The organism is Rhodohalobacter sp. (genome assembly GCF_034521535.1).
Lineage (GTDB): Bacteria > Bacteroidota > Rhodothermia > Balneolales > Balneolaceae > Rhodohalobacter.
The window spans coordinates 324,538-348,293 of record NZ_JAXHMF010000006.1 but is presented as its reverse complement, the minus strand read 5'-3'; the positions used below and the strand labels follow the sequence as shown (position 1 = coordinate 348,293).

General features: G+C 44.1%; 28 protein-coding genes and 1 pseudogene. 24 read left to right on the top strand and 5 right to left on the bottom strand.

What is annotated here, in order from left to right:
* Positions 1–171 precede the first annotated feature (171 nt).
* The 10 genes from U5K35_RS13930 to U5K35_RS13885 all read left to right on the top strand — a co-directional run bounded on the left by U5K35_RS13930 (position 172) and on the right by U5K35_RS13885 (position 6,468).
* Positions 172–495 (top strand): SpvB/TcaC N-terminal domain-containing protein, encoded by a 324-nt coding sequence (locus tag U5K35_RS13930; RefSeq protein ID WP_322572677.1) that lies wholly within the window; start codon positions 172–174, stop codon positions 493–495.
* Positions 489–956 (top strand): hypothetical protein, encoded by a 468-nt coding sequence (locus tag U5K35_RS13925; protein WP_322572101.1) that lies wholly within the window; start codon positions 489–491, stop codon positions 954–956. Before U5K35_RS13930 ends, U5K35_RS13925 begins: the two co-directional genes overlap by 7 nt.
* A gap of 31 nt (positions 957–987) precedes the next feature.
* Positions 988–1,797: a hypothetical protein gene (locus U5K35_RS13920; protein ID WP_322572100.1), complete on the top strand. Its 810-nt coding sequence runs from the start codon at positions 988–990 to the stop codon at positions 1,795–1,797.
* Between the two features lie 56 nt (positions 1,798–1,853).
* The gene (locus U5K35_RS13915) at positions 1,854–2,273 is read left to right on the top strand and encodes a hypothetical protein (RefSeq protein WP_322572099.1); all 420 of its coding nucleotides are present in this window, start codon (positions 1,854–1,856) and stop codon (positions 2,271–2,273) included.
* Between the two features lie 5 nt (positions 2,274–2,278).
* Complete coding sequence (locus tag U5K35_RS13910; RefSeq protein ID WP_322572098.1) at positions 2,279–3,220, top strand: toxin TcdB middle/N-terminal domain-containing protein; 942 nt, start codon at positions 2,279–2,281, stop codon at positions 3,218–3,220.
* Between the two features lie 129 nt (positions 3,221–3,349).
* Positions 3,350–3,622 carry a hypothetical protein gene (locus U5K35_RS13905; protein ID WP_322572097.1) on the top strand — a complete coding sequence of 91 codons (273 nt, stop codon included), beginning with the start codon at positions 3,350–3,352 and terminating at the stop codon, positions 3,620–3,622.
* 315 nt (positions 3,623–3,937) lie between these two features.
* Positions 3,938–4,183, top strand: coding sequence for a hypothetical protein (locus U5K35_RS13900; protein ID WP_322572096.1), 246 nt, complete (start codon positions 3,938–3,940; stop codon positions 4,181–4,183).
* A gap of 113 nt (positions 4,184–4,296) precedes the next feature.
* Complete coding sequence (locus U5K35_RS13895) at positions 4,297–4,608, top strand: hypothetical protein (protein WP_322572095.1); 312 nt, start codon at positions 4,297–4,299, stop codon at positions 4,606–4,608.
* A gap of 374 nt (positions 4,609–4,982) precedes the next feature.
* Entirely contained in the window at positions 4,983–5,717 is a 735-nt protein-coding gene (locus tag U5K35_RS13890; protein WP_322572094.1) for a hypothetical protein, read from the top strand.
* Positions 5,692–6,468: an RHS repeat-associated core domain-containing protein gene (locus U5K35_RS13885; RefSeq protein ID WP_322572093.1), complete on the top strand. Its 777-nt coding sequence runs from the start codon at positions 5,692–5,694 to the stop codon at positions 6,466–6,468. Before U5K35_RS13890 ends, U5K35_RS13885 begins: the two co-directional genes overlap by 26 nt.
* Before the next feature lie 598 nt (positions 6,469–7,066).
* Here U5K35_RS13885 and U5K35_RS13880 read toward each other — a convergent pair.
* Positions 7,067–7,222, bottom strand: a complete 156-nt coding sequence (locus U5K35_RS13880) for a hypothetical protein (protein WP_322572092.1) — start codon at positions 7,220–7,222, stop codon at positions 7,067–7,069.
* A 437-nt stretch (positions 7,223–7,659) separates the two neighbouring features.
* Between U5K35_RS13880 and U5K35_RS19795 the strand changes: the two are divergent.
* The 3 genes and pseudogenes from U5K35_RS19795 to U5K35_RS13870 form a co-directional block, all read left to right on the top strand.
* Positions 7,660–7,848, top strand: a pseudogene (locus U5K35_RS19795) (helix-turn-helix domain-containing protein); the annotation flags it as partial.
* A gap of 219 nt (positions 7,849–8,067) precedes the next feature.
* Positions 8,068–8,334, top strand: coding sequence for a hypothetical protein (locus U5K35_RS13875; protein WP_322572091.1), 267 nt, complete (start codon positions 8,068–8,070; stop codon positions 8,332–8,334).
* A gap of 2 nt (positions 8,335–8,336) precedes the next feature.
* Positions 8,337–8,531: a nuclear transport factor 2 family protein gene (locus U5K35_RS13870; RefSeq protein WP_322572090.1), complete on the top strand. Its 195-nt coding sequence runs from the start codon at positions 8,337–8,339 to the stop codon at positions 8,529–8,531.
* 68 nt (positions 8,532–8,599) lie between these two features.
* Here the strand turns inward: U5K35_RS13870 and U5K35_RS13865 are convergent, their stop codons facing one another.
* A complete protein-coding gene (locus tag U5K35_RS13865) occupies positions 8,600–9,496 on the bottom strand; it encodes an IS982 family transposase (protein ID WP_322572089.1) in 897 nt (298 codons plus the stop codon).
* A 158-nt stretch (positions 9,497–9,654) separates the two neighbouring features.
* On the opposite strand from U5K35_RS13865, the gene U5K35_RS13860 reads away from it, so the two are divergent.
* From U5K35_RS13860 to U5K35_RS13850, 3 genes are all read left to right on the top strand, one after another.
* A complete protein-coding gene (locus tag U5K35_RS13860) occupies positions 9,655–10,104 on the top strand; it encodes a hypothetical protein (RefSeq protein WP_322572088.1) in 450 nt (149 codons plus the stop codon).
* 401 nt (positions 10,105–10,505) lie between these two features.
* Positions 10,506–12,290 (top strand): outer membrane beta-barrel family protein, encoded by a 1,785-nt coding sequence (locus U5K35_RS13855; protein ID WP_322572087.1) that lies wholly within the window; start codon positions 10,506–10,508, stop codon positions 12,288–12,290.
* Positions 12,291–12,303: 13 nt separating this feature from the next.
* Positions 12,304–12,690: an outer membrane beta-barrel protein gene (locus tag U5K35_RS13850; protein ID WP_322572086.1), complete on the top strand. Its 387-nt coding sequence runs from the start codon at positions 12,304–12,306 to the stop codon at positions 12,688–12,690.
* A 27-nt stretch (positions 12,691–12,717) separates the two neighbouring features.
* Here U5K35_RS13850 and U5K35_RS13845 read toward each other — a convergent pair whose 3' ends face one another.
* The gene (locus U5K35_RS13845) at positions 12,718–13,944 is read right to left on the bottom strand and encodes an ABC transporter permease (RefSeq protein ID WP_322572085.1); all 1,227 of its coding nucleotides are present in this window, start codon (positions 13,942–13,944) and stop codon (positions 12,718–12,720) included.
* A 129-nt stretch (positions 13,945–14,073) separates the two neighbouring features.
* Here U5K35_RS13845 and U5K35_RS13840 point away from each other — a divergent pair, with 129 nt between their 5' ends.
* Complete coding sequence (locus U5K35_RS13840) at positions 14,074–14,319, top strand: hypothetical protein (protein WP_322572084.1); 246 nt, start codon at positions 14,074–14,076, stop codon at positions 14,317–14,319.
* Positions 14,320–14,882: 563 nt separating this feature from the next.
* Here the strand turns inward: U5K35_RS13840 and U5K35_RS13835 are convergent.
* Both U5K35_RS13835 and lysS read right to left on the bottom strand, forming a co-directional pair.
* Entirely contained in the window at positions 14,883–17,012 is a 2,130-nt protein-coding gene (locus U5K35_RS13835; RefSeq protein WP_322572083.1) for a M28 family peptidase, read from the bottom strand.
* Positions 17,013–17,213: 201 nt separating this feature from the next.
* Positions 17,214–18,764, bottom strand: coding sequence for a lysine--tRNA ligase (gene lysS, locus U5K35_RS13830; RefSeq protein ID WP_322572082.1), 1,551 nt, complete (start codon positions 18,762–18,764; stop codon positions 17,214–17,216).
* Positions 18,765–18,934: 170 nt separating this feature from the next.
* On the opposite strand from lysS, the gene U5K35_RS13825 reads away from it, so the two are divergent.
* The 7 genes from U5K35_RS13825 to U5K35_RS13795 all read left to right on the top strand — a co-directional run bounded on the left by U5K35_RS13825 (position 18,935) and on the right by U5K35_RS13795 (position 23,505).
* On the top strand, positions 18,935–19,540 hold the full coding sequence (locus U5K35_RS13825; protein WP_322572081.1) for a 4'-phosphopantetheinyl transferase family protein: 606 nt from the start codon (positions 18,935–18,937) through the stop codon (positions 19,538–19,540).
* A gap of 26 nt (positions 19,541–19,566) precedes the next feature.
* Positions 19,567–20,337 carry an AmmeMemoRadiSam system protein B gene (gene amrB / locus U5K35_RS13820; RefSeq protein ID WP_322572080.1) on the top strand — a complete coding sequence of 257 codons (771 nt, stop codon included), beginning with the start codon at positions 19,567–19,569 and terminating at the stop codon, positions 20,335–20,337.
* The gene (locus U5K35_RS13815) at positions 20,337–21,200 is read left to right on the top strand and encodes a Rossmann-like and DUF2520 domain-containing protein (RefSeq protein WP_322572079.1); all 864 of its coding nucleotides are present in this window, start codon (positions 20,337–20,339) and stop codon (positions 21,198–21,200) included. The genes amrB and U5K35_RS13815 overlap by 1 nt, the downstream gene beginning before the upstream one ends.
* Positions 21,201–21,274: 74 nt before the next feature.
* Positions 21,275–21,625 carry an MGMT family protein gene (locus tag U5K35_RS13810; RefSeq protein WP_322572078.1) on the top strand — a complete coding sequence of 117 codons (351 nt, stop codon included), beginning with the start codon at positions 21,275–21,277 and terminating at the stop codon, positions 21,623–21,625.
* Positions 21,626–21,709: 84 nt separating this feature from the next.
* Positions 21,710–22,099: a 6-carboxytetrahydropterin synthase gene (locus U5K35_RS13805; protein WP_322572077.1), complete on the top strand. Its 390-nt coding sequence runs from the start codon at positions 21,710–21,712 to the stop codon at positions 22,097–22,099.
* Positions 22,092–22,745 (top strand): 7-carboxy-7-deazaguanine synthase QueE, encoded by a 654-nt coding sequence (locus U5K35_RS13800; RefSeq protein WP_322572076.1) that lies wholly within the window; start codon positions 22,092–22,094, stop codon positions 22,743–22,745. The genes U5K35_RS13805 and U5K35_RS13800 overlap by 8 nt, the downstream gene beginning before the upstream one ends.
* 40 nt (positions 22,746–22,785) lie before the next feature.
* Positions 22,786–23,505 carry an SDR family oxidoreductase gene (locus tag U5K35_RS13795; RefSeq protein ID WP_322572075.1) on the top strand — a complete coding sequence of 240 codons (720 nt, stop codon included), beginning with the start codon at positions 22,786–22,788 and terminating at the stop codon, positions 23,503–23,505.
* The last annotated feature ends 251 nt before the right edge of the window (positions 23,506–23,756 follow it).

The window sequence follows — 23,756 nt, the reverse complement described above, 5'->3', positions numbered from 1 at the left end:
CAGTTTATATGGCAAAACCGAATCATGCAATTAAATATAAATATTTTATCCTGGCATTTATTTTACTCAATCTTGCAGGATTGAACTTGCATGTCTCGGATTATAGATCCTTTCAGGCAACACCTTCATTCAAATCCGCTCCAAAAAGGGTACCACCTATAACTCTGGTGACTGGGCGTTTCCGACCAAAACGGTGGTGCCACCTATTCCGTCCTGATCGATATTCCTCCAGGTCGCAATGGGATGGCTCCATCACTGATCTTACGATATTCATCCAATTTACCACTACGAGGGGGTATTGCCGCTGGCTGGAATTTTGAACAACCCTCTATCGAGGTAGACAGTACCCTTGGAGCAGCAGAAGGCCTGCAGTACAAAATTAGCCTGGGTAGTGTTTCCGGCCGTCTTACTGAAGTGCCGGATGCCTTCCATATCCACAGAGTACCGCCTACCGAGTTCAGTTTGATAATTCTAACACACGCATCTTTTTGGTAGATAACGGGCAGTCTGACCGCACTTCTTCGAAATGGATTGCGCTAAGTCCGGATGGCGTACGTCACCATTTTGAACATGTTGTTGGTGCACCTGTTAGAGGTGTTTGGAATATTACTCGTCAGGTTGATCCTTTCGGTAATGCCGTTACTTATTCTTGGGCACCGATTTTTAGAGGTGATCGCTATTTGGGGGAGAGTCTTCTTGCAATTGAGTATTCCGAGAATGAAGGAGCCAGCCTTCTACCTTATGCGAAAGTCGAATTTGATTATGCTCTTCTTGAGTACTGTGAAGAGTCTGATATTCCAATTGGCGCCGCCTATAGAAGAGGCAACAAACAGGTAACCGGAGCGCAAAAATTGAATGCCATCAGAGTCCTTGTTCGCGACACACAGACTAGCGACTGGAGTCTCCGTAAAGCAGGTCGATCTGAGCTACAAAACAGAAAACTCTGTACTTTATGATAAGTCCAAGTTGTGGATCCAACACCTGAAGATGGAAATCAGGAAAATGAAGCCCCCGAAGATGTTGGATTTTTTCAAGTTGCAGGTGTCCTTGGGTAACGATGATCTGATAATTGAAGCACCTAAAAATGAAGGCGCTGAAATATCCAACGAGTCCCTTTGGGAAACAGTCCGTTGTATCCAGAACCCCATCCGCTATTTGACTCAGATTGACATCAAGGCGTACGACATTAATGGTAGTGTGACTATCTTACCTCCTATTAAGTTTGAATACAATGACAGGCTCGATCTATCGCTGCCTCTGTCTAATATTCCTCATGAAAATCCTATAAAGAATTCACTGAAAGAAGTGCCAGGATTTGGGCAAGAGGGAATTAATGCACCTTATTTAGGAGGTCTTAAGGCTACTCTTCTAGATATAAACAGTGATGGTATAAAAGATCGCGTTTCGGTAATCAAAGAAGACCGTGTCTGTACTCTGGTTTGGAACAAGGGATTGAACAGTGGATCATTCGAAGAAAAGGACCGTAAATCGGCGCTACCAACTGCCGCTTGGTATGATGAATGGCGTGGAAACGCTGAAAATGTATTTGATGGTAAAGAAGGATGCACTCTGAGCGGCCAAGTTGCCTATCGATCTGTAACAGTATTTCCGGGGGATGGTACTTCCGAACATGTATTGGCTCCAGGTCATGTTAACTATAATTTCATGGACTACACAGGTGACGGTAAGTTGGATGCTGCAGTACCAATGTATGGGCGACGTCGCGATGTTTTTGGAAGCTATGAACCCTGGACAACAAATACTCCTGAAAATCCTGAATGTTCTCTTCAGAGCTAGATAAGGATGCTAATTTCAGGGATTACACCCTCATTAGAATCAGAAAAAAGGTAGTGGTGAACGATTCCTATGGCGTGTCTACCCAGGTACAGGTGATCCGAATCAACCTTTTAGGAATCAAAGGGCCATCAAAGTCCTTCAGCCCTGTCAATCTTCCACCTCCAGCCGCAAGCGAGGCCGCTCTGGATCTGTCGACAAAAATCCATTTACAGCGTTCCCACTCTCTTCAGATATCGGATGGAGATGGGTTCCTGGATGCCATCGACACCAAACCCACGACGCTTGGGCCTTGCCCGGATAACGTTACTACTTGCAGAACGGCTGTGATTTGGAAGGTTTACTTTGGTGACGGCACCGGAACCTTTCCTGAAACGGATGATGCCCATATTTGGAATGCTCCTAAGGCGACTCTGGACTCAGATTACTGGGAAAAAAGAGTTGCGATGAGGATTTCTTCCTGCGACGCTCCACCGTGATTGGCTTGCGCGACATTGATGGCGACGGTTTAGCCGATCTTGTTGTACGCCTGTCCGATGATCGGTTTCCAGATCGTCATCGTCACCTATTCAGCTATCGCAACACCGGCAGTGGCTTCGACAGTCTGGAGAACCCTTTAAACGGCAATACCGCGCTGGAACAGGTACAAACCGAATGCGAAGGATTTGTCCTTGGCGGTACTTTGAGGAACGGGAATCAAGGGTATCAACGCCGTCTAATAGATCTCGATACCGACGGCCTCTTGGATATGATCTGGTTTGAGGGTGGACCTTCCATCACCGAGACAAGTAGCGTTAAAGCGAAATTTAACCTGGGTGGTCGTTTTGGTGAAACCGTTACTTTGTTGTATCCCGAAAAATGGGGCCTAAGTAAACGACTTTTTACCGCGGAATGGGAGCCTGAAGACTTCGTCGGCAACTGGCATATCGTCAATGACTTCACGGATGCCAATGGCGATGGGCTTGCTGATCTGGCCCAATGGCATGCCCCTGGGGGGGGTAGTACGAGTCCGACGATGACCTATGTGAATAGCCCTGGTCTGCCTGCGGCTCCCGACCTGCTAAGTCGAGTGACAAATGGTCGCGGGAAGGTGCTCAACTTTTTCTATAAGTCTTCCAGTAATCCTGAAGTAGTACAATGGGGTGGGTCAGGCAATACAATGCCGACTCCAAGGTGGGTCGTAAGCAAGAGCGTTGTCGAAGGTGGATTTGAAACACCCGCAACAACAACCCATTCTTCTACGCAGCAGCCCAACTACAACTCAATGGCGGTCCATTCCGATTACAAAGAAAGAAGCCAATTCGCCGGTTTCTCCCAAAACATCCAAACATCCAACTACTCGAACGGTACGTCGAAGCAAATCCGTAAGCTGTACGATTATGAAGGACTGCACGCCGACCTTATCGAGCAGCAAGACCTTTCTTGACGGTCAATTGCATCGCGTTGTCAGGAAGGATTGGCTCCACGAGAGTCTCTTTGGAGACCGCATCAATCAGTCTCTTCCCGTCCTTACTGAGACTTGCACTGCGAGTGATTCGGGGATGAGCGGAACAGAGTGCTTGCAACAGCTGACCACGTCCGCTACGTGGAACAGTCCTGGCAATTCAACCAAAGCGCTCGTCAATTCCTCAATCTTCAGCAGCTTGAAATGTTGGGTGAAACGGCTCAGACAGGCGATCGCCGCACCGACTACGAGTATGACATTCGTTATAATTCCCCGGCTGATCCTGAAGATTATCGAATTCGAATTCGTGAAAAAAGAGATAACGTCAGAAACATTGGTAATAATTTTGTCGAAACGGGATATGAGATCATGCATTTCAGATAACAGTACAGGGCTACCGGATCAATTTAAATATCATCTAGAACGATTCCGATGTTGCCGCAACAAACTATGCCTATGATACCGAAACAGGCAATCTACTTTCCATTCAAAAACCGGAGCAAGTAAAAGAGCTTGGCCCTTCGACAACATTTAGCTACGATAGCCACGAGCTGTTTGTCTCAGAAACACTCAATGAATTGGGATACCGGACGAAGACTACTTATGATGTCCCAACAGGCGTTCTTATTCAACGCGAGGGGCCAAACTTTGTGATGGCAGATTCTCAGCCTGTCTTTGATACAGAACGGTGGGAAATAGATGGATTGGGTCGCGTTCGATCACATACGTGTATCTATCGATATGGAGGTTAATGGTTCGCCTGGTTACGACGAGCGAATCGTGGAGCGATTTACCTACAATGATTTAAGCTTTCACGAAAGTGGTGCTCCAGTCAGTCTGCGTGTGGAGCAATTACGTGATTTTGATGACACGCAATGGATTCAGACTGAGAAAGATTTCGGATGGCAGAGGCCGCTTGCTCAGCACACGCGAACAGTTCGATGATGAACATGATCACCCAGTTTGAACTATAGCTCTTCGGACCATGGGGGTCCCTCGTGCTGTAGATATGGTTGATCCGAGTGATAACAACAATCGAATCAGTTTCACCTACGAATATGATGGTTTGGGCCGTGTCACTCAATTCACCACGCCCCGACAGCACAGGTACGACAATCTCCTACTCGGGTTTTGATCAAACTATTACTGACGTCACCTCGGATGGAACAGGCGGGTCGACAATCAAACGGTATGGTGTGTTAGGTCATCTGGTAGAACTACATGAGCATCATTCCGGAGACTCCACCGCAATTACCCGCTATCTATACGACGCTAATGATAACCTCAAGCAAATTACCGATGCAGAAGAAAATATTACACGCTTGACTCACGATTGGTTGGGTAACCGGCTTTCGGTTTCCCGAGGATGAGCGAGAATGGCAATACCGTTACGACCTCAACGGCAATCTTATTCAGTAAGCAATCACCACATCCCTCAAACGCGGATGCAAATCAATACATGACCAGATTTACATATGACGACCTGGACCGAGTGCTAACCAAGCGTTTTATCAACATGCGCTTCAGTAGCCCACCGCCATCTTCATCGTTCACCAGTTCGTTCGATGAAAATGAAATTGATCAGGCCATGAGCGAGATTCAGTATTTATATGATAGTGGGCATAATAGCATAGGGCGACTGAGTAGAGTCAATTTACCTATCGGAGAAGTAGAGTATAATTATGATTCCCGAGGGTTCCTTCGTCGTGAACAAAGGAATCTAACATTGACGCAACCGTTCTCCTTGAGCGATTCCCTGGAGGTGCGGCGAACCTACAACGCGCTGGGTCAGCTGACGAGAAGTCAGTGGCAAGATGGACAACAATGGCATATTTGCTACGACAAACGTGCATTGGTGAACACGGTTGAGTGGTTTGACCCTCAGAACCAGCAGTGGCAAGCTGTCGCCGATTATGAACGAAACATTGCAGGACTGCCGATAACACGTGAGAACGCATATGGACAAACCCGTCAATATACGTATGATGTTCTGTCTCGTCCCCTTACCGACGCGTTGACACTGAATGATCAGGCTGAAACCTTAATGAGAGCGCACGCTACCAATACTCGGATACTGGAAATCGTGGTAGATGTAGAGGGACGAACCAATGGTGTTAGCGCTGATGCTCACTATGAGTATGATGTGCACGATCGCCTGATCTCAGCCACTGGCCCCAACGATTATCAAGGACAATTCACCTATTCAGAGACCGGCAATATTCTATCTGCTAACGTCAGCTGGGAAGGTGCAACCCACACACGAAATGTGAAGTACAGCTACGGCCAACTAGATCCACAAGCTGTGGATGTATTAACAGATGCCGTCACTGATGAGACATATGCTGCTTATGCATATGATGATGCAGGGAACATGACGTGGCGAGACTCACCGGATGGAGAATCTATTCTGCATTGGGATGGTAAGGATCGTATTCGCCAAGTTGAGACGGCTAATGGTTTCAGAGACCTATTACTATGACCACAACGGACAACGCATGTTGGCTGTAACTGAAGATCAAGGTGCCCGTTTCTGGTTTGGTGAACGGGAAACCCAGTCGATCTCGACGGCAATGAAATCCGCAATTACCTTCATTTGTCGGCTGGGGGGCCAACATTGGCTCGTATTGAAAGACGGCGCGAGCGTGGAGTTGCAATATGCTGATGCACTACAGAACCTGATGGCTTCCCTGGATACAGCTGGCACCGTTCAAGCCAGCTTCCTGTATGGGCCATTTGGTGAGGTTGTTTTTGAGACAGGAGGTGAAAGCCATCGCCGGCAGTTCAACGGCAAAGAAAACGATGCCGCGACTGGCCTGCGCTACTACGGCTACCGTTACTATGATCCCGTTACTCTGCGTTGGAACAGTAGAGACCCGCTCTACGGCTTACTTCCTGATTTAGTTCAAAGTGAACCGCAGCAGCTTAATTTATACGCGTTCAGCATGAATAACCCATTACGCTATTACGATCCTGATGGGCTTGCACCCAAAGATGATGAAGACAAGGATCCCCAAAAACCCGATGATTGTGAATCTTGTGATAATGAGGGCTCCGAATCAGAAGATAAAAAGCCATCAACTGAAACCATACGGGAAAAAGCCATAATTGCTGTGGAAAAAATTAACGCCTGTACAACAAATAATTGTGTTGAACAGGCTATAAATAACTTTGAAGCAGCGTGTAACACTTCAGGCGATTGCAAAATTCTTGCTGGTGCCCTCCGCAGATAGGGGAAGAGAAGTTTATGATACAAGAGGTAGATATTATTAAAGGTCTTAGTCCAGGAGAAAAGAAGATTGGCATCCCACCACCAAAAATCTCAACGTCTATCTAAGCCCGTTGAACAGATACAGTTGGAACAACTAGGAATATATCAGAGGGCTCGTCTTTGGGGCTGCTATATATAAGCTTAAGAATCCAACCAATGACGCAATTAAGCATAAAAAAGTAAAAGCTGAAGCAAACATCTTTAATATTCTATTTGCTGGGCCAAAAGCTAGAGCTAAAGCCGCAAGTAAAACGCGTTATCCCTTCAAATCCTAAATTTGCCCCATACTCCGATGTAAGTCAAAACAATTAGAAAATGATGAAAATATGTCTATGGCAATCGATTTTCCTTCACATTCGATACAAATGTAGAGAAAAATGTTAGTTAAGTATCGGAAAAAGAAAATTACCGAGGTAAAAAACAATCCCACAACCATATATGACATCGGAATCAATATTAATTGAAAAAAAGGCTTCAACCTATTAAGATTAAAGCCTCTTAGAACGAAAATTTACTTTTTCCGATATTTTACTATACTGCTGCTCCGCTATAAGCCGATCTTACTCCATCACCTGTTGCCTCAAAGCTAAGGGTGTTTTTGAATCAATACCTATTTTTGCAGCCTCTGCAAAAGTATCTTGATTCGCCCCCAAGAAAATAAATTCCCATGAATAATTCTCTCTCTGATGGCGTATCATTTTTTTGATTTTTGACAAATCATATTGCTCACTTGCCTTTTCTTCTCCGTACTGCCAAAATAGAAATTATGACTTTTCAAGCTGTCCATCGAATCATGTAAAGGTAGGACAGACCACCGGTTGAAACAGTCTTTCAAACGATTACGATACTCATATCTTAACGTTCACTTTATCACTTGGGAAATCTTTGTTCAGGAGAGTAGAGAGAGAAAAACGGATGTAATAAAGCTTAAAAAATCTCGGTTTTCACCGGGAATGGTAATGAATTCACACATGAGCATTTATCTCCCCTGATTTTCGTTTATCGACCTAAAAACGGTAGAAAACTTTCAGACTCCCATTTGGGAAGTGATGGAAGCAAATTACTTTTACGATTTAAATATTCAGGATTTTGCAAAAATTGCCAATCGGAGCTTATCTACCTTTAAGAGAGACTTTAAAAACACTATCGAACATCGCCCGGGACATGGCTCACTGAGAGGCGGCTGAAAAGAGCTAAAAGTATGCTACAGACTGGGAACAAAACAATTAGCCAGATTGCATTCGATTGCGGCTTTAGCAATTTATCGCACTTCAGCAGAACGTATAAAGCCGAATACGGCATGTCCCCATCTGTATATCGGAAAGATTGGGCTGATAAGTAAAGTTTCTGGGCTTCTGAGAAAAGCCTGAATCACGGGAATCTACTATGTTGCATTCAGACAGATAACAAGTCAATAGGGATTCCTTCTGGAGATCAATTACGTATGATTTCCAATTGTGTATTCCCATCTGATGTTATCTCAAACAATCAGCCTTTAATCTTATACATGGGAATGACTATGAACAATTTGTATAAAATTATCTTTATAAGTGCCCTTATTATGGGCTGCGAAACAACCACTTCTACCACTCAAGAAGCTCAACCTGTAGATATTTTTACGAATAAATACCCGGAAGAACAAGCCGAAATATTAGAAACCTGGGATGAAATTATTGAAAGTGTGAAAGAGGGTGATATTGACAAATTGATTTCCTTTCATGCATACGGACCCAAGTTTACTGAATTTAAACAGGGTGCTCCCGAAACGGCGGAGAGGAAAATGAAGCCTTTGAACGCGGAGTTTTTGGAAGCGTTACAGAAGTTGTAAAAATGGACGGAAATGATATGAAAGTGGCTGTTTATTATGGCAATGTAGCAATTGTAACCTTCCATTCTGATTTTCATTTGAAGTTTGGAGAAGACCTTGCTGTTATCAATGAGCAGGAAAGCTTAGTGTTTGTCAAAACGGAAAATGGTGATTGGAAAATTGTACATGAGCATCACTCGCCTTTGAATGCCAGCTAAGCAGGTTATTCAATAATCCGACAGATTTTGAATTTTCTGTCAGATATACAAGGAACCTGAGTTCGATTCTAAATCATGCTCAATTGGTTGGTATGGACTGAATCGTAGGTGATGGCTGGCTTTTTTGGAAAGAAGGAGTAGGCGGCCAGTCCTGCCAGAAGATTCGACAGGAAGTTGGCCACCGATCGATGGCGGGAGTGTTCAATTTGACACATGTTCTTTAGCTCATCATTGATAGTCTCAATGATCGATCGCTTCCGCAGCAATATCTTGTCTTTGAGCTCCATCAGGCAGTTTTTCATGTTGTTTCGAATCTGCGTAACCAAATGAATACCATCACAAAACAACGCATTGGTAAGCTCTGCGGAGATGTAGCCTTTATCGGCGTATAGTTTGCCGGTAAAGGCTTTGATAAAGGCCGGATCCTTCAGGGGCTGGCGGTCATCCACATTTCCGCCAGTCAGCATAAAATTGAGCAGTTCTCCTTTGTCATTGACCACCAAGTGTAGCTTAAAGCCAAAGAAAAAACCAATGGTGGATTTGCCCAACGCGGCCACTCCATCAAAGACTTTGTTTCGTGAAATGCGCTTGTTTTTGCACACACGAAGCGGGGTGGAATCCATGAAGGAAATACCCGTGGATGAGCCCATACAGCAGGTTTTTACAAACATAGCTAAGGGTAGGTTGGCCGATGCCATCAGTTCTACATACCGATTATAAGAAACGGTCTTGGGGAAAAGGTGCCGCATGTGTACCTTCACATAATTCTTGTAGAATCCTTTCATGGTGCGATACCCACTGTGATGGAACAAGATCATGAGGGTAATGACTTCGCTGAGGGAAAGTTTTGGCTTCTTTTTCGGTGGATTCCCTAAGATTTGAGGAGCAAGAGCATTCTGGAAGTGGAAACAAAAGGTATCGACCTGGCAGAAGATTTCGGTAATTTTATCGTCGGATAATGTCATGGGGAAAGATGTTATATTGTTGTTATTGCTTAACTTAATATAACACTTTACCGTGGCTTATCCGACATTTATATTCAGTATTTACATCTATTTATCTCCAATATTCTTTCCAAATTAAGAATCGAACTCAGGTAAGCAGTAAAAAAACAGGGAGAAAAATGAAAACACTACTAACAACATACCTTTTGTTGGCCACCCTTTGGCTGATTGGATGTAACCAGTCTGCTGAAACAGAAACCAATGTAGATGAGGCTACAGCTACCGTAGAAAGCGAGGAGCAAATCGACATGTCTGATTATGATCCGGCCATGGATCTTGCCTTAACAGGAGGGAATTCCATCGAGATACTCGGAGATACATTGGGCATTAAAATGTATATCGGTTCGATGGCGCCGGGCGATTCGGTTGCCTGGCATTATCATCCCGACCATACCATTTACGTCTTGGAAGGAGGAACACTGGCTGTTTATTTCAAAGGAGCAGAAAAGCAAATTATGGAATTGCCTGAGGGGTATGGACTCATCAGTCCTCCGTTATCTGACGCGGCAGTAAACATTGGCAATACCACCATTACGTTACTCACGCATGACATATACAGGCCAAGGTGATGGGTCACTTTAATTATCATAGCGTGTTTACCAATTGGACTAAATAATATCGGAAAAGCCCCCTTCAAAAGGGGACACTCTCCATAATTATCTCAACCGATAACCGCATTTATTGTAGGAATTTCTAAATAAAATCAAACCTATAGAGCAATGACTCCAAAACAGTTGATCCGTTTACTATCGATAGTATTCATCCTGTTTTTCTATAGCTTGGACGTTCAATCACAGGCTGTGATAACGGGAACAGTCGTCGAAGAAAGCGGCTCACCATTGCCCGGGGCCAATGTACTTTTACTGCAGCCATCTGATTCTGCATTAGTGAAAGGGACCGTAACTGACAATGCCGGGATACTATGAGCTGAATAACATTCGATCCTGGCCGGTATTTGTTGTCGGTCTCCATGATTGGATTTCAGCGTTATTTTTCTGCTCCATTTGAAACAGACCAGGATCCTATCCGGTTTGAAACGATCACACTGCAGGTTTCCCTTGAAGAGATGGATGAAGTGGATGTAACCGCCCGCCGGCCACTGTTTGAGCAGGAGATTGACCGGCTGGTGGTAAATGTGCAGCGAAGTATAACGTCCTCCGGTAGTTCTGTACTGCAGGTACTGGAAAAATCTCCGGGAGTACAGGTGAACCGCCAGAGCAATACCCTTTCCATGAGTGGAAAAACGGGGGTACGGGTGATGATCAACGATAAATTTGTTCAGCTCCCCATTGATGCCGTGGTTCAGATGCTGGACGGTATGAGTGCCGCCAATATCGAACAGATTGAGCTCATTACAACACCACCGGCAAGGTATGATGCGGAGGGGGATGCCGGTATTATCCATATCAAGATGAAGGAATTTACAGCATTGGGCACCACCGGTACAGTGGGTGGAAACCTCGGGTATAATCAGGCGGAAACGCTCGGTGGAAGTCTTAACATCAGTCGCCGGGGAAATAAACTGGCTCTCTACCTCGATTATTCCATCCACTACGACCGAACGGAGGAGAACTGGATCAATGAGCGTTTTTCACTTACAGATGGATTTATGGGGGAGGTAAGCAGTGATAATATTCGAAAACCGGCAACCGGTGTTCAAAATGCACGAGCCGGTATGGAGGTTCAAATCAGCAATAAAACGACGGTTGGGTTGCTGCTGACAGGCTATCAAAGACTGTGGGATACAAGCGATCTGTCTGATAATTACGCCAGATTCAGCCCCACATCAAGCCTGAGTACCGAAATGTCGGTTCGTGAAACCAACCGGTGGAGACAGGGAATTGTAAACCTGAGCCTTGATCACGAGTTCGATGAAAACAAAACCCTCAATGTAGATGTGGACTACCTTTACTACAAGAACGATAATCCATCCTTTTATGAAAACAGGTTCATTGAAGGTGATCACTCACTTTTGAATAGAGAAGAAATCGATGTTACAAAGGAGACACCGATCAATATCCGGGTTTCAAAGCTGGATTACCGTTATGTGCTTTCCGATGCGTTTACGCTGGAAACTGGAGTTAAAGGGTCACTATCTGAATTTTCAAATAAGGTCATTGTTTCGGACCTGATAGATAACGTATGGGTGGAAAATGATACGTTCACTCAAGACGCCAATCTTTCAGAAAAAACTGCGGCGGGTTATCTATCCGGCAACTGGACACCTGCTGAAAACCTGAGGATAAACGCAGGATTACGGTTTGAGTATACCGATCGCTTTTTGAGCACACCTGAAACTCCCGGGCTTGTGGATGTACAGGATGGTTATCTTTTCCCAAGCCTGTTTATTCAGAAAAACATGAAAAATGAGAAAAGCGTCGGATTTTCTTACGCGAGGAGAATCACGCGGCCTACCTTTAATGACCTGGCACCTTTCGTGTTTTTTGTGGATCCGAACACATTTCTCTCGGGTAATTCAGATCTCAACCCGGCCATCAGTGATGCACTGAAGCTGGATTATACTCAAAAGCAGTGGCTCGTTTCTCTTCAATACAGCTATACCAAAAATGCCATTGCTCCATTTCAGCCTGTTTTGAATGAATCTACAAATGAGCAAACCTACAGCACACAAAACCTGAGTTATTTTCGATCCTATGCAATCAATGCGAGTTTTCCACTGTTTTTTACTTCATGGTGGGAAATGCGAACGAATTTTACAGGGACGTATCAGGAATTTAAAACAGTCTCACTATGATGAAAATCCTGTGTTGGATTCATTTAGATACAGTGCGCATGTCACAAATACGATTGATCTGCCCCGCGAGTTTTCATTCGAAATTTCCGGAGACTATCAATCCAAATCAGTTTGGGGAATTATGGAAATGAGGCCGATGGGCTCACTTAACGTCGGTGTTCAGAAAAGAATAGCATCAGGCCGGGGTATGCTGCGACTTTCTGCTGATGACATTCTTCAAACAAATCTTTTGAAGGGAAATACCAATCTGCCGAGTGAGAACCTGGATTCTCAATTTATATATGATAATAAAGAGAGAAATATAAGACTGACATTTACCTGGAATTTCGGCAACAGTCAGATTAAATCAGTAGATGTAACAACAGGATCGGAAGAAGAGCAGAGCAGGGTGACCAATTAAAAAGATAAATTTTAAACGCCCAACATCTTACTTTCCAATCGACAACACTTTCACCGGATCTGTTTTCGCGGCAATCCGTGCCGGCACCCAGGAGGCTAGGGCACAGAGCAGAATGGTGATTCCACTCACAATCAGAAAATCGAGCAGGTGCGGTTCAACCGGAGCGGTACTCATGTAGTAGTTCTCTTCGGAGAGTGGAATAATCTGGTAATTAATCTGAAGCCAATAGAAGAGCAGGGATATACCCATCCCTATAATCAGACCCGATATCGCTACGAAAAGTCCCTCCAAAAGAAAAATTCTCCGAATGGCCTTACTTTTGGCACCGATGGTTTTTAAAATTCCGATATCACGTACTCGTTCGAGCACCATCATCAAAACGGTACCTATGAGGTTAAAGGCTGCAACAATGACCATCACGCCAATCACCAGGGGAATGGTCTGTTCCTGCAGATCTACCCAGGCAAAAATGTTTCGATAGCGCTGGTAAACGTTTTCGGTGATGTATGGGAAACGGGTTTCATCCCGAATAATCCGGTAGATGGGCGTGATATCCTCCAGATTTCCCACATTGATATCATACGAACTGGCCTGACGTGGACTAAACTCAAAAATCTGGCGGGCTGAATCGATGTTGACCAAGGCAAAATTGTCATCAAACCTGGCAATACCGGTCTGGTAAATACCCGTTAGTGTAAACTGTTTGATCTCCGGGGTGTTGAGAGGCGAGGGCATGCCGTCGAGGGCATATACCGTTACCCTGTCGCCAATTCCGGCACCAATATTCCTGGAAAGTTCTGAGCCTAATATGATTCCGGGGAGCCCCGATTCGGTTGGGCCCAACTGATATTCACCTTCCGAAATGTACTCCCTCAGCTGTGTTACGTCTCCTTCTACGGGAACTCCTTTAATTCCACTGCCACTTACGTCCCGGGATGATTGAATCATTACCTGCCCAAGTATTACGGGCTGAGCTTTCTCAATTCCCGGGATCTCATTCAGAAAAACCTGTAGCGTATCGGCCCTGTTCATGGGATCGTTCATAAACGTGTTGACCGTAATGTGCGGGGCAAATCCCACAATTTTTTCGTTAATGGTAGACTTAAACCCGTGTACGATCGATAGGGCAATCAGGAGTCCGGCAGAACCTACAGCAACCCCGGCAATGGCCATGATTTTAATAAAGGAGAGGAACCGTGATTCACGTTTGTTGCCCTTAAAGTAGCGTCCGGCAATATACCAGGTAAATTTCATGAAATTTCTTATTGTGAAGAACTAGGGTCCCTGAATGTAACAGATGAACTTTTATATTTGTTGCTCAAGTATACAAAAATGTTTTCAAGAGATGTTATTTATAAGTGACTTGGAGTAGAATAGAAATCCATGTTTATTCACCAAGCCAAAGCTCTGAAGGAGCGTCAGATCATAGCCTCAGGTGAAGCGCAGCGTAATCCGTGGTATGAGAGGGTAATAAAGATCATCCGCCGATCAGAGAGATTAAAAAAAACAGAAATCGAGATAGAGGCGGTTCTACATCAGAATCCATTTAATAGAAAACATGGTGTTTCTATGAAGAGCAGGGATACAGTTAGTATTCAGGTGCATGCTTTGATCGGAATAATGATTTAAGAGATCAATAGAAAAACCATGATTATTCAACAAGCCAAAGCTCTGAAGGAGCGTCAAATCATAGCCTCGGGTGAAGCGCAGCGTAACCCGGTGTATGAGAGGGTAATAAAGATCATCCGCCGATCAGAGAGATTAAAAAAAACAGAAATCGAGATAGAGGCGGTTCTACCTCAGAATCCATTTAATAGAAAACATGGTATTTCTAAGAGGTGCAGGATTACAGTTAGTATTCCTGTGCATGCTTTGATCAAATTAATGATTTAAGAGAGCACAGAAAAAACATGATTATTCAACAAACCAAAGCTCTGAAGGAGCGTCAGATCATAGCCTCGGGTGAAGCGCAGCGTAACCCGGGGTGTGGGAGGGTAATAAAGATCATCCGCCGATCAGAGGGATTAAAAAAAGATAAAAATCGAGATAGAGGCGGTTCTGCCTCAGAATTTATTCAATAGAAAACACGGTATTTCTATGAGGTGCAGGATCACAGTTAGTAATCATTTATAAAGTAATCGGATGAATAATGTACGAGAGGTATAGAAATACCATGTCTACTGGTTACCAATTTATTCGACTGCCGTCAGTTCGATTAATTCACCGAGATCCCGATTAAGGGCTTCAAACGCCTCAGCATGAATATCAACCCACTGGGAGATTTCATCATCTTCAAATCCCTCCTCAATGGCATATTGAAATGCGGGAAGCATCCAGGAAGCGTATCCGCTGTATGGGTCAGGTGATGCATAGAGTGATTTGAGCCATGAACTGTAGGGCATACCTTCCTCCACAATAAAGTTTCTCTCCAGTTGAATAAGCTTGCGATTGATCTCATCCCGATTCACACCGGAATAGCCGGAAGCGGATAATTTATTCATATTATCAGCGAGTTGGGAAACAAGACTCTCCATTCTATTCAGTTGTTCAACCATAGGCTTCGCCGGAATGGTGAGATCATGGTTTTCGGCTTTGTTTTGAATGTCATCCAGATGTGAAACGAGATCTTCGTGATATCGCTCAAAATCGTATGGGAGAAGGTCTGCATTGGCAAATCGCAGGGCAACGGTTCCGTAAACTCCTCCTAACGCGGGACCGTACGAAAAGGAACCGTCCAGATGAGATTTGTAGTACTCAAAAGTGTCGTAATTGGAGTGGTAAACCGGAGACCACTGCGACATACTTATCCCAGCCGCAGGAACTCCGATGTGCATATACAATCCTACATGATCTGAACCGCCACCCAGATTACCCATTGAGGGTGAGTCTGAATCTCCCGACCATGATTGGTAAAGTGACAGGGTTGTATCGGGATGCTGCACCATTTTTGAGGCTTCGATAATTGGTTTTTTAAGCGAAGGGGATGATGAGGCCCTAAAAGATGGACCGGTTACGGCTGCATCGGCATTCAAATAGAGAATGGAATTAGCATCAAGCTCTTCTGTCAAATGTTCAACCCATTCGGAGGACCCGATCAGCAGGAACTCTTCGGCGTCCCAGTGTGCAATCATAATACTTCGCTTGGGTTGATATCCATTCTGCACCATTTTTCCCAGTACATCCGCAACGGAGAGCAGCATTGCCGTGCCGCTGTTTGGATCGATGGCTCCAAATCCCCAGGCATCGAAGTGGCTTCCCAGAATAATCCATTCATCAGGATATTCAGAACCTTCAACCACACCAATCACATTGGTAATGCGCTTCAGTTCTGCAGGCTGATCTACTTTTATATTCACCTCGATTGGAGTATCACTGGTCAGGCGATAGGTGAAGGGCAAACCTCCTTGCCAATCTTGATTCGGAACCGGTGTTCCGTCCATCTGCTCCAGAATTTTCTGAGCGGAAGCATACGGGAGAGGGGCAATGGGGATTGTGTGGAAACCGACATTGTCCGGAGCGAGGCGTTCGATTTCAATATCACCATCGATAGGCAGGGCAGGCTCAAAAGGAGTGAGTGGATCGCCGTAGTACTCAGTCGTCAAAGCAGATCCGCGCTGAATCGTACTTTCGCTTATAAACTTACCTTCTGGGTAAGCGGGACCGTTTACATATCCGCCATTGGCCGGATCGGAATAGATAATGAGTCCAACGGCTCCGTACTTTTCAGCATATTTGGCTTTGTAACCGCGAAAGTTACCTCCATATCGGGCCACCACAATTTTACCTTCCACGGATACCCCGAGTTCATCAAGTAATTCGAAGTCCTGTTTGGTTCCGTAATTTGCATAGACAACTTCTGCCGTAACATCACCCGAACCGCTGTATGCATTCCAGCCGTGGTTCAGCCGTTCATCTTCCGTGTAGAGATCCTCTTTGAGAATGTACTCCTTATTGTTGAGAGGTTCTCTTTTTGGACGTACAATTTCGATGCTAACTTCTCCCGGTTCCGGCAGCCACACGTCGTAATCGTAGTGGTCTACCCGTAGCCCGGCTTTATTCATCGATTCAGTCATATAATCAATGACCCGGCGATTTTCTTCAGTTCCGGCAATATTGGGTTCTCGCGTAAGACGATAAAGATGTTCTCTGTACATCTCCGGCTTGAGAGCTTGTATTAAAGCCTGTTCCAATTCAATCTGATTTTCGACCCGGTCTAGGGAGAATCCATCCAAAGATTGAGGAGTCTGGGGTTGAGCCGCTAAAGGATTAGAAATTAGGAAAAGAGAGGTGAGCAACAGCAGTGTTAAGAGAGATCGCATCATGAAGTTGAATGTGGGTTTGTAAATTCAGTAGAAGAAAGTGCCGACTTCCCGGGAGTAATGCAAGGAGAAGGAGATCAGATTTAATGAGTAGAGAGAAAATAAAAAAGACCTGTCAGATTTTGGAAATCTGACAGGTCTGGAATTAAATTTATCATCAATATCCGTCTGACCAAGTGGAGCGGTCATAGTGGACGTGCTAAATTACTCCGGTCTCATCTGTGGGAAGAAGAGAACGTCGCGGATGGAGTCGGAGTTGGTCATGATCATTGCCAGCCGATCAATGCCGATCCCAATTCCGGCTGTAGGAGGCATTCCATACTCGATGGCACGTAGAAAATCCTCATCTACGGTCATCGCTTCCTCATCACCGCCTGCACGGAGTCGGGCCTGTTCTTCAAAACGCTCACGCTGATCTACCGGATCGTTCAACTCAGTGAAGGCGTTTGCAATCTCTTTTCCATTGCAGATCGCTTCAAAGCGCTCTACCAAACCTTCTTTGGTTCGATGTTTCTTTGCCAGCGGACTCATCTCAATCGGGTAGTCGGTAATAAATGTCGGCTGAATCAATTTTGGTTCTACGTATTCACCAAAAATTTCATCGATCAGTTTTCCTTTACCCATGCCATCTTCCAGCTCAATGTGAAGCTCTTTGGCAATCTTAAGAATTTCATCATCACTCTTGTCACTTAAGTCGTGACCTGTCTCATTTTCAATCGCCTCATACATTGGAATTCTTGGCCATGGAGCTTTAAAGTCGATTTCATGCTCGCCAACTTTTACTCTTGTAGAACCGTGAAGGGTTTGAGCAACATGCTCTACCATCTTCTCCATAAAATCCATCATCCAGTTGTAATCTTTCCAGGCCACATAAAGCTCAACCTGTGTGAACTCCGGATTGTGAAAACGGGAGAGACCTTCATTCCTGAAATCTTTGGAAAATTCGTAAACACCGTCAAAACCACCCACAATTAAACGTTTCAGGTAGAGCTCATTGGCTATGCGGAGATACAGATCTATGTCGAGTGCGTTGTGGTGAGTGACGAAAGGCCTTGCAGAAGCACCTCCGTAAATTGGCTGCAGAATGGGAGTTTCCACTTCCAGGTAGCCACGCTCATTCATGAAGTTGCGCATCGTTTGAACCATCTGAGTACGTTTTACAAAAACATCACGTACTTCGGGATTCACAATCAAATCAACATATCGTTGGCGGTAGCGTTGTTCTTTATCGGTGAACGCGTCGTAGGTTACCGTTTCGCCGGCTTCATTCTCTACCTCCTTGGGTGTTGGAATGGGGCGAACCGTTTTTCCAAGAAAATCGAAGGTTTCGGCATGGATTGTTGTTTCGCCGGTACCCGTTTTAAAAACAAATCCTTTTATTCCGACATAGTCCCCGATGTCGGTCAATTTTTTAAATATCTTATTGTAATTATCCGTACCAAGCTCTTCAGTTGTAACATCATCCCGGCGAATATAAACCTGAATGGTTCCTTTTGAATCCTGAAGAGTAAAAAAAGCGGCTTTCCCCATAATCCGACGTGTCATTACGCGTCCGGCAACAGAAACACGCTCAGCGTCTTCCGGTTCATCGGGTGTATCGGTCAGATAGTGATCTTCGTTATCTAAAATATCCTGAGAATAGTGAGTTACATCGTACTCATAAGGAAAAGGATTGACATTATACTCTCTGAGTTTGTCAAGTTTTTCCAGTCTGATTTCTTGCTGTTCACTTAGTGAAGGTTCAGCGTTGCTCATTGTTTAATTATCTATGTTTTATGTCGAATTATTCATCAGATTAAGCTTTCAAAGATACAAAAACTGAAGTGTAATTGGCAGGGACATTTTTCATATATTAGAAGAATACATCTATTCTTTAAAACATTCTCATTGGGAGTGATCCACTGAATCAATTAGATTCTCCCATAATGATCGTAAAAGAGAAAATATTGCCGGAATTGATAGTACACCCATCTATACCTGAGGAAGTCATTGTGGCTTACGAACCGCTTACTATCGAGACTATAGGAGGAGACCGGGAGACATCAGAGAGTATCACCGGAACAATTCTATTGAAGCGAATGGCAGACCGATATTTCAATGGTAAATCGATCGATGTATTTACAAAAAAGTATGAAAAGCCTCAGGCTTATATTGATGGAGTGGAGGTATCGGTAAGTTTTTCGCACACTCAAGACGCCATTGTTGCAGCTATTTCTACCTCCATGAATGTAGGGGTGGATATGGAAACAACAACCAGAGAGGTTCATGAGAGATTAGCTACCAGAATGAAATCAAATGAAGAGAAAAGTACGCTATATGAAGACAACGCGCTAATACGCGTTTGGACGTTTAAAGAAGCCGCGTTAAAGATGATCGGTACCGGGCTGAGAAAACCGATGAATCACGTAACCGTTTCCACAGAAAATGAGCACCATTTTAATGCAGAATTTGATGATGGAAACAGAGCGAAAATTTGTAGCTTTATCCATCAAGACCATTGGATATCCATTTGCTATAAATTACTACCATAACATTCCTCAAAAGAATAAATAATTCTATGGACATCACTTCCCTAAACCGTGAACAAATCACCCAAGGTTTGGACAGAGCCAAATCTGAGCAGACTGAAAAGTCGGAAACCGTTCGAATTCTCTTTTCACCACGTATTATTGATCGGAGCAATATCGACGAGGTTTTTAATATATATTCGCACATAGATAAGGACGACTTCGACACAGTTGTAATTGTCGAATCTCATCCCGGCAGTGCCGAGAAGAAACTACCCATGCCATCCTTTAAATCCGTTCAGACATCGCTCGGTGAAGTATTGGCAAACGATAAACTCAGAAATGACTTCTGCGATGAAGATGATGATTTCTTTATCGATGATGAAGCGTTTGATGAGGAGCTGAGCCTGTACGATCAACTGATGATGCTGCAGTGTTCGCTCGAAGATTTTACCGTATTGAGTATTCAGATTACAGATGAAAACTCATTCATTATCAAAGAGCTGGCATATGCCTTGGAAGAGATCTTGGCTTCAAAAAATGCCCTCATTGTTTTCTGCTGCGATATGGAGAGTGAAAATCGTGATGAACTCAAGAAGGTTCTCTCTTTTCATAATGAAGGAAATTTGACCGGACTGATGAACTATGTGAATACCGGAGATTCAAAAATTGAAGGAATAGGTGCATTTGTTGCCGGATTGATTGTGGCAAAAAAATGGGGCTTGAAAATTAACTTCAATTCCATTGATGATTCAACATCAGATCACGCCAATCTTCTTGCCGGGTATGCAGAAATGCAGAGGCAAGCGGTCTTAAAATAATGGTAACAAACCCCGCCATTACCGTAATCGGAAGCGGAGCTCTGGGTTCCGCATGGATTGATTATTTTCGTAAGGCGGGTTTTCCGATTGTTTCTGTCTGGAACAGTACATCGGGTACGGTTTACGATCCAGAATCCGGCCGTAAATCGGAGCGTGATTATTCACTTCCAGCTGATGAGGTGGAAATTGGTGACATAATCTTTATTACAACTCCGGACTCCGTAATCCGGTCCGTCGCTGAAGAACTTGCCACAACAGATATTGACTGGAGCGATAAGCAAGTAATTCACTGCTCCGGAAGTCATTCTGCTTCTGTTTTAAACTCGCTTGCCGAAAGTGGAGCCGCAACAGCCTCGATGCATCCGATTCAAACATTTCAAAAAGGGGACGGTTCCGATCGGCTCAAAAATATCTACATTAGTTTGCAGGGAGATAAGACACTTGTTCATGATTTGGAAATCCTTGTAAAGAATTTAGACTCAACTCCGCTCATCCTGGATGAAGGTCAGAAAAAAGCCGTTCATATTTCGGCTGTCTTTGCTTCGAATTACCTCGTGGCTCTTTTGAACACTTCCGATACCATTTTGAAAGAGAACGGTGTAGAAGAAGGTGTAAACATACTGGAGCCGCTGATTCGCCAGACATTGAAGAATATTCTGGAAAGAGGTCCGTCGAATTCGTTGACAGGGCCAATTTCCCGCGGGGATTCCTCAACCGTTCAAGATCATATAGAGAATCTCTCCGCAGATAAAGAGAAAGAGGATTTATACAGAGCACTCGGTCGTGTTTGTCTGAGTATTGTAAAAAGTCAGGGAACATTGACTGATGAGCAGATTTCAGATCTTGAAAAGCTTTTAGAATAAAGTCAGTCGTAGTTTACCAGGAGCATTTCTAAAAGTTTGGATTTTCATATCTCTACAATCAATTACATTAACAGATGCCTAAAAACGATTTCTATCAAAAAGTCTACAGAGTTGTAGAGCAAATCCCGGTGGGACGGGTGACCAGCTATGGTGCCATTGCCGGATTTATTGGCGTGAAATCGGGAGCGCGAATGGTTGGATATGCGCTCAATCAGCTGGCGGATCAGCCGTTGGAAGGTGCCGTTCCTGCTCACCGGGTAGTCAACCGCTTGGGGCAGCTTACCGGAAGAGCCTATTTTGGCGGTGATGCAATGAGGGAGAGACTGGAACAGGAGGGAGTTACGTTCAAAGAGGAGTATACAGTGGACATGGATAAGCATTTCTGGGATCCATCTGAGGAGTTGAATTCAGGTATTCTAAGCTGATTGCCGGAATACTCTGAATTGGCTGAAAAAATGCTTAATTTTCCAAGCTTAGTCATAATTACAATTGCTTGAACTTGGTAAACAATGCCAACCTGGACTTTAAATACTGAATTTAAATTTGATGCCGCTCACTTTATAGACGGTTACGACGGTAAATGTGGGCGAATGCACGGACATACGTACAAAGTACATATTTCTGCAAAATCTCATGAACTGAATCCTTCCAAATACCTCAGTACACCTGACATGGTATGCGATTTTAAGGAGCTCAAATGGGCAGCTTCCGATTCGAAAAAAGGCGGATTGGATCACTCTGTTTTAAATGAGGAGATTCCCGTTGCAACTACTGCAGAGAGAATTGCAGAATATATTCACAAAGAAACCACGAAAAGAATACCCGGAAATATTGAGTTGAAAGTCACCGTTTGGGAGACTGAAAATAGCTGGGTTGAATACACCGATAAGGATGTTTAAGAAAGAAGAAGCAGCAAAAATCAGTATTGAAGAAATCAATGCCCTGGATAAGGTTGAATACCCTCTGATGGAGGATTTTTACACCATTCAGGGAGAAGGTGCACACACCGGCCGTCCGGCCTATTTTATTCGAACAGCCGGATGCGATGTAAACTGCTGGTGGTGTGATGTAAAAGAGAGCTGGGATGAAGAGAAACATCCTCGGGTAAAAACGGATGAGATCGTAAAGAGAGCGGTGGATAGCGGAGCTAAATTTGCCGTAATTACCGGCGGAGAGCCGTTGCTTCACAATCTTGAACCGTTAACAGTTCGCCTGAAACAGGCCGGACTGGAAACTCACATCGAAACCAGCGGATCCTCTCCGCTATCGGGACAGCTTGACTGGATCACACTTTCTCCAAAGCGCTTTAAGAAACCACTGGACGAAGTTTTCCCATATGTGGATGAGCTGAAAGTAGTGGTTTTGACAAACAAAGATTTAGCCTGGGCAGAAGAGAATGCTAAAAAATGTCCCTCCAATACACAGTTACTCTTACAACCTGAGTGGGAAACTCCAAAGTCTATTCCTCTGATTGTAGATTATGTGAAAAATAATCCTGAATGGGGAATTAGTTTGCAGACACATAAGTTCATAAACGTACCTTAACAGAACTGCAAACACTTACTTACCTTATATTTATTTTAAAATGACTTACGAAGAATCATCTGTACTCATTACCGGTGCGAGTCAGGGAATAGGGAGAAGTATATCCATTGCTTTTGCCGCAGCGATCGACCGTCCGTTAATATTGCTGGCACGAAATGAGACGAATCTTTTAGAAACCAAAAAACTCTGCCTTGAAGCCGGCGCCAGAGATGTCGCCATTCTTACTTGCGATGCCACCGATGAAAATCAAACCGGCGCTTTACAGATTCCTGACGGATTCCCCAAACCGGGAACTCTTATAAACAATGCCGGCAGTTTCCTTTACAAGAAGGTTACGGAGACATCAAACAGTGAATTTCAGAAACAGATCGACATCAACCTGTTTACTGCGGTTAATGTAACCAAACGATTTTTACCGGAAATGAAAGAGCTTGATCGCTCACTGATCATAAATATCTGTTCGGTGGGATCCATTCGCGGATTGGCTGACAGCGGCGCTTATTCCTCAGCTAAGCATGCGTTGCTCGGTTATACACGTTCATTACGTGATGAACTTAAAAATACAGATGTAGGCGTTTCCGCAATCAATTTGGGACAAACGCATTCACCTTCCTGGGATGATTCAACAATGAGTCCGGAAAAATTAGTAAACCCGACTGATGTAGCAAAAATACTGGTGACTTTAGCGACACTATCACCCCGCTCACTGGTTGAAGAAATAACGATTCAGCCACAACACGGTAGGGTAGAACCGATGTAAAAAATATTTTTAGAAACTTCGGAACATTATGTTTCGAAGCGGGTATGAGATTATTGTAATATCTACCCTGGTATTACATGAGTACCCCGAATAATAAGCCAACGTAGAAAAGAGCTCTGGTTGATAGCCCGGGCTCTTCTTTTTTGTAGGACTTTTGAATAACGGCTCGCCTTACCTGTTGAAAATTTAAAGTTATAAAGTACTCTAAAAGAAATTGCTAGTTTTTAAATGCCACTCATATCTAGCCTCTC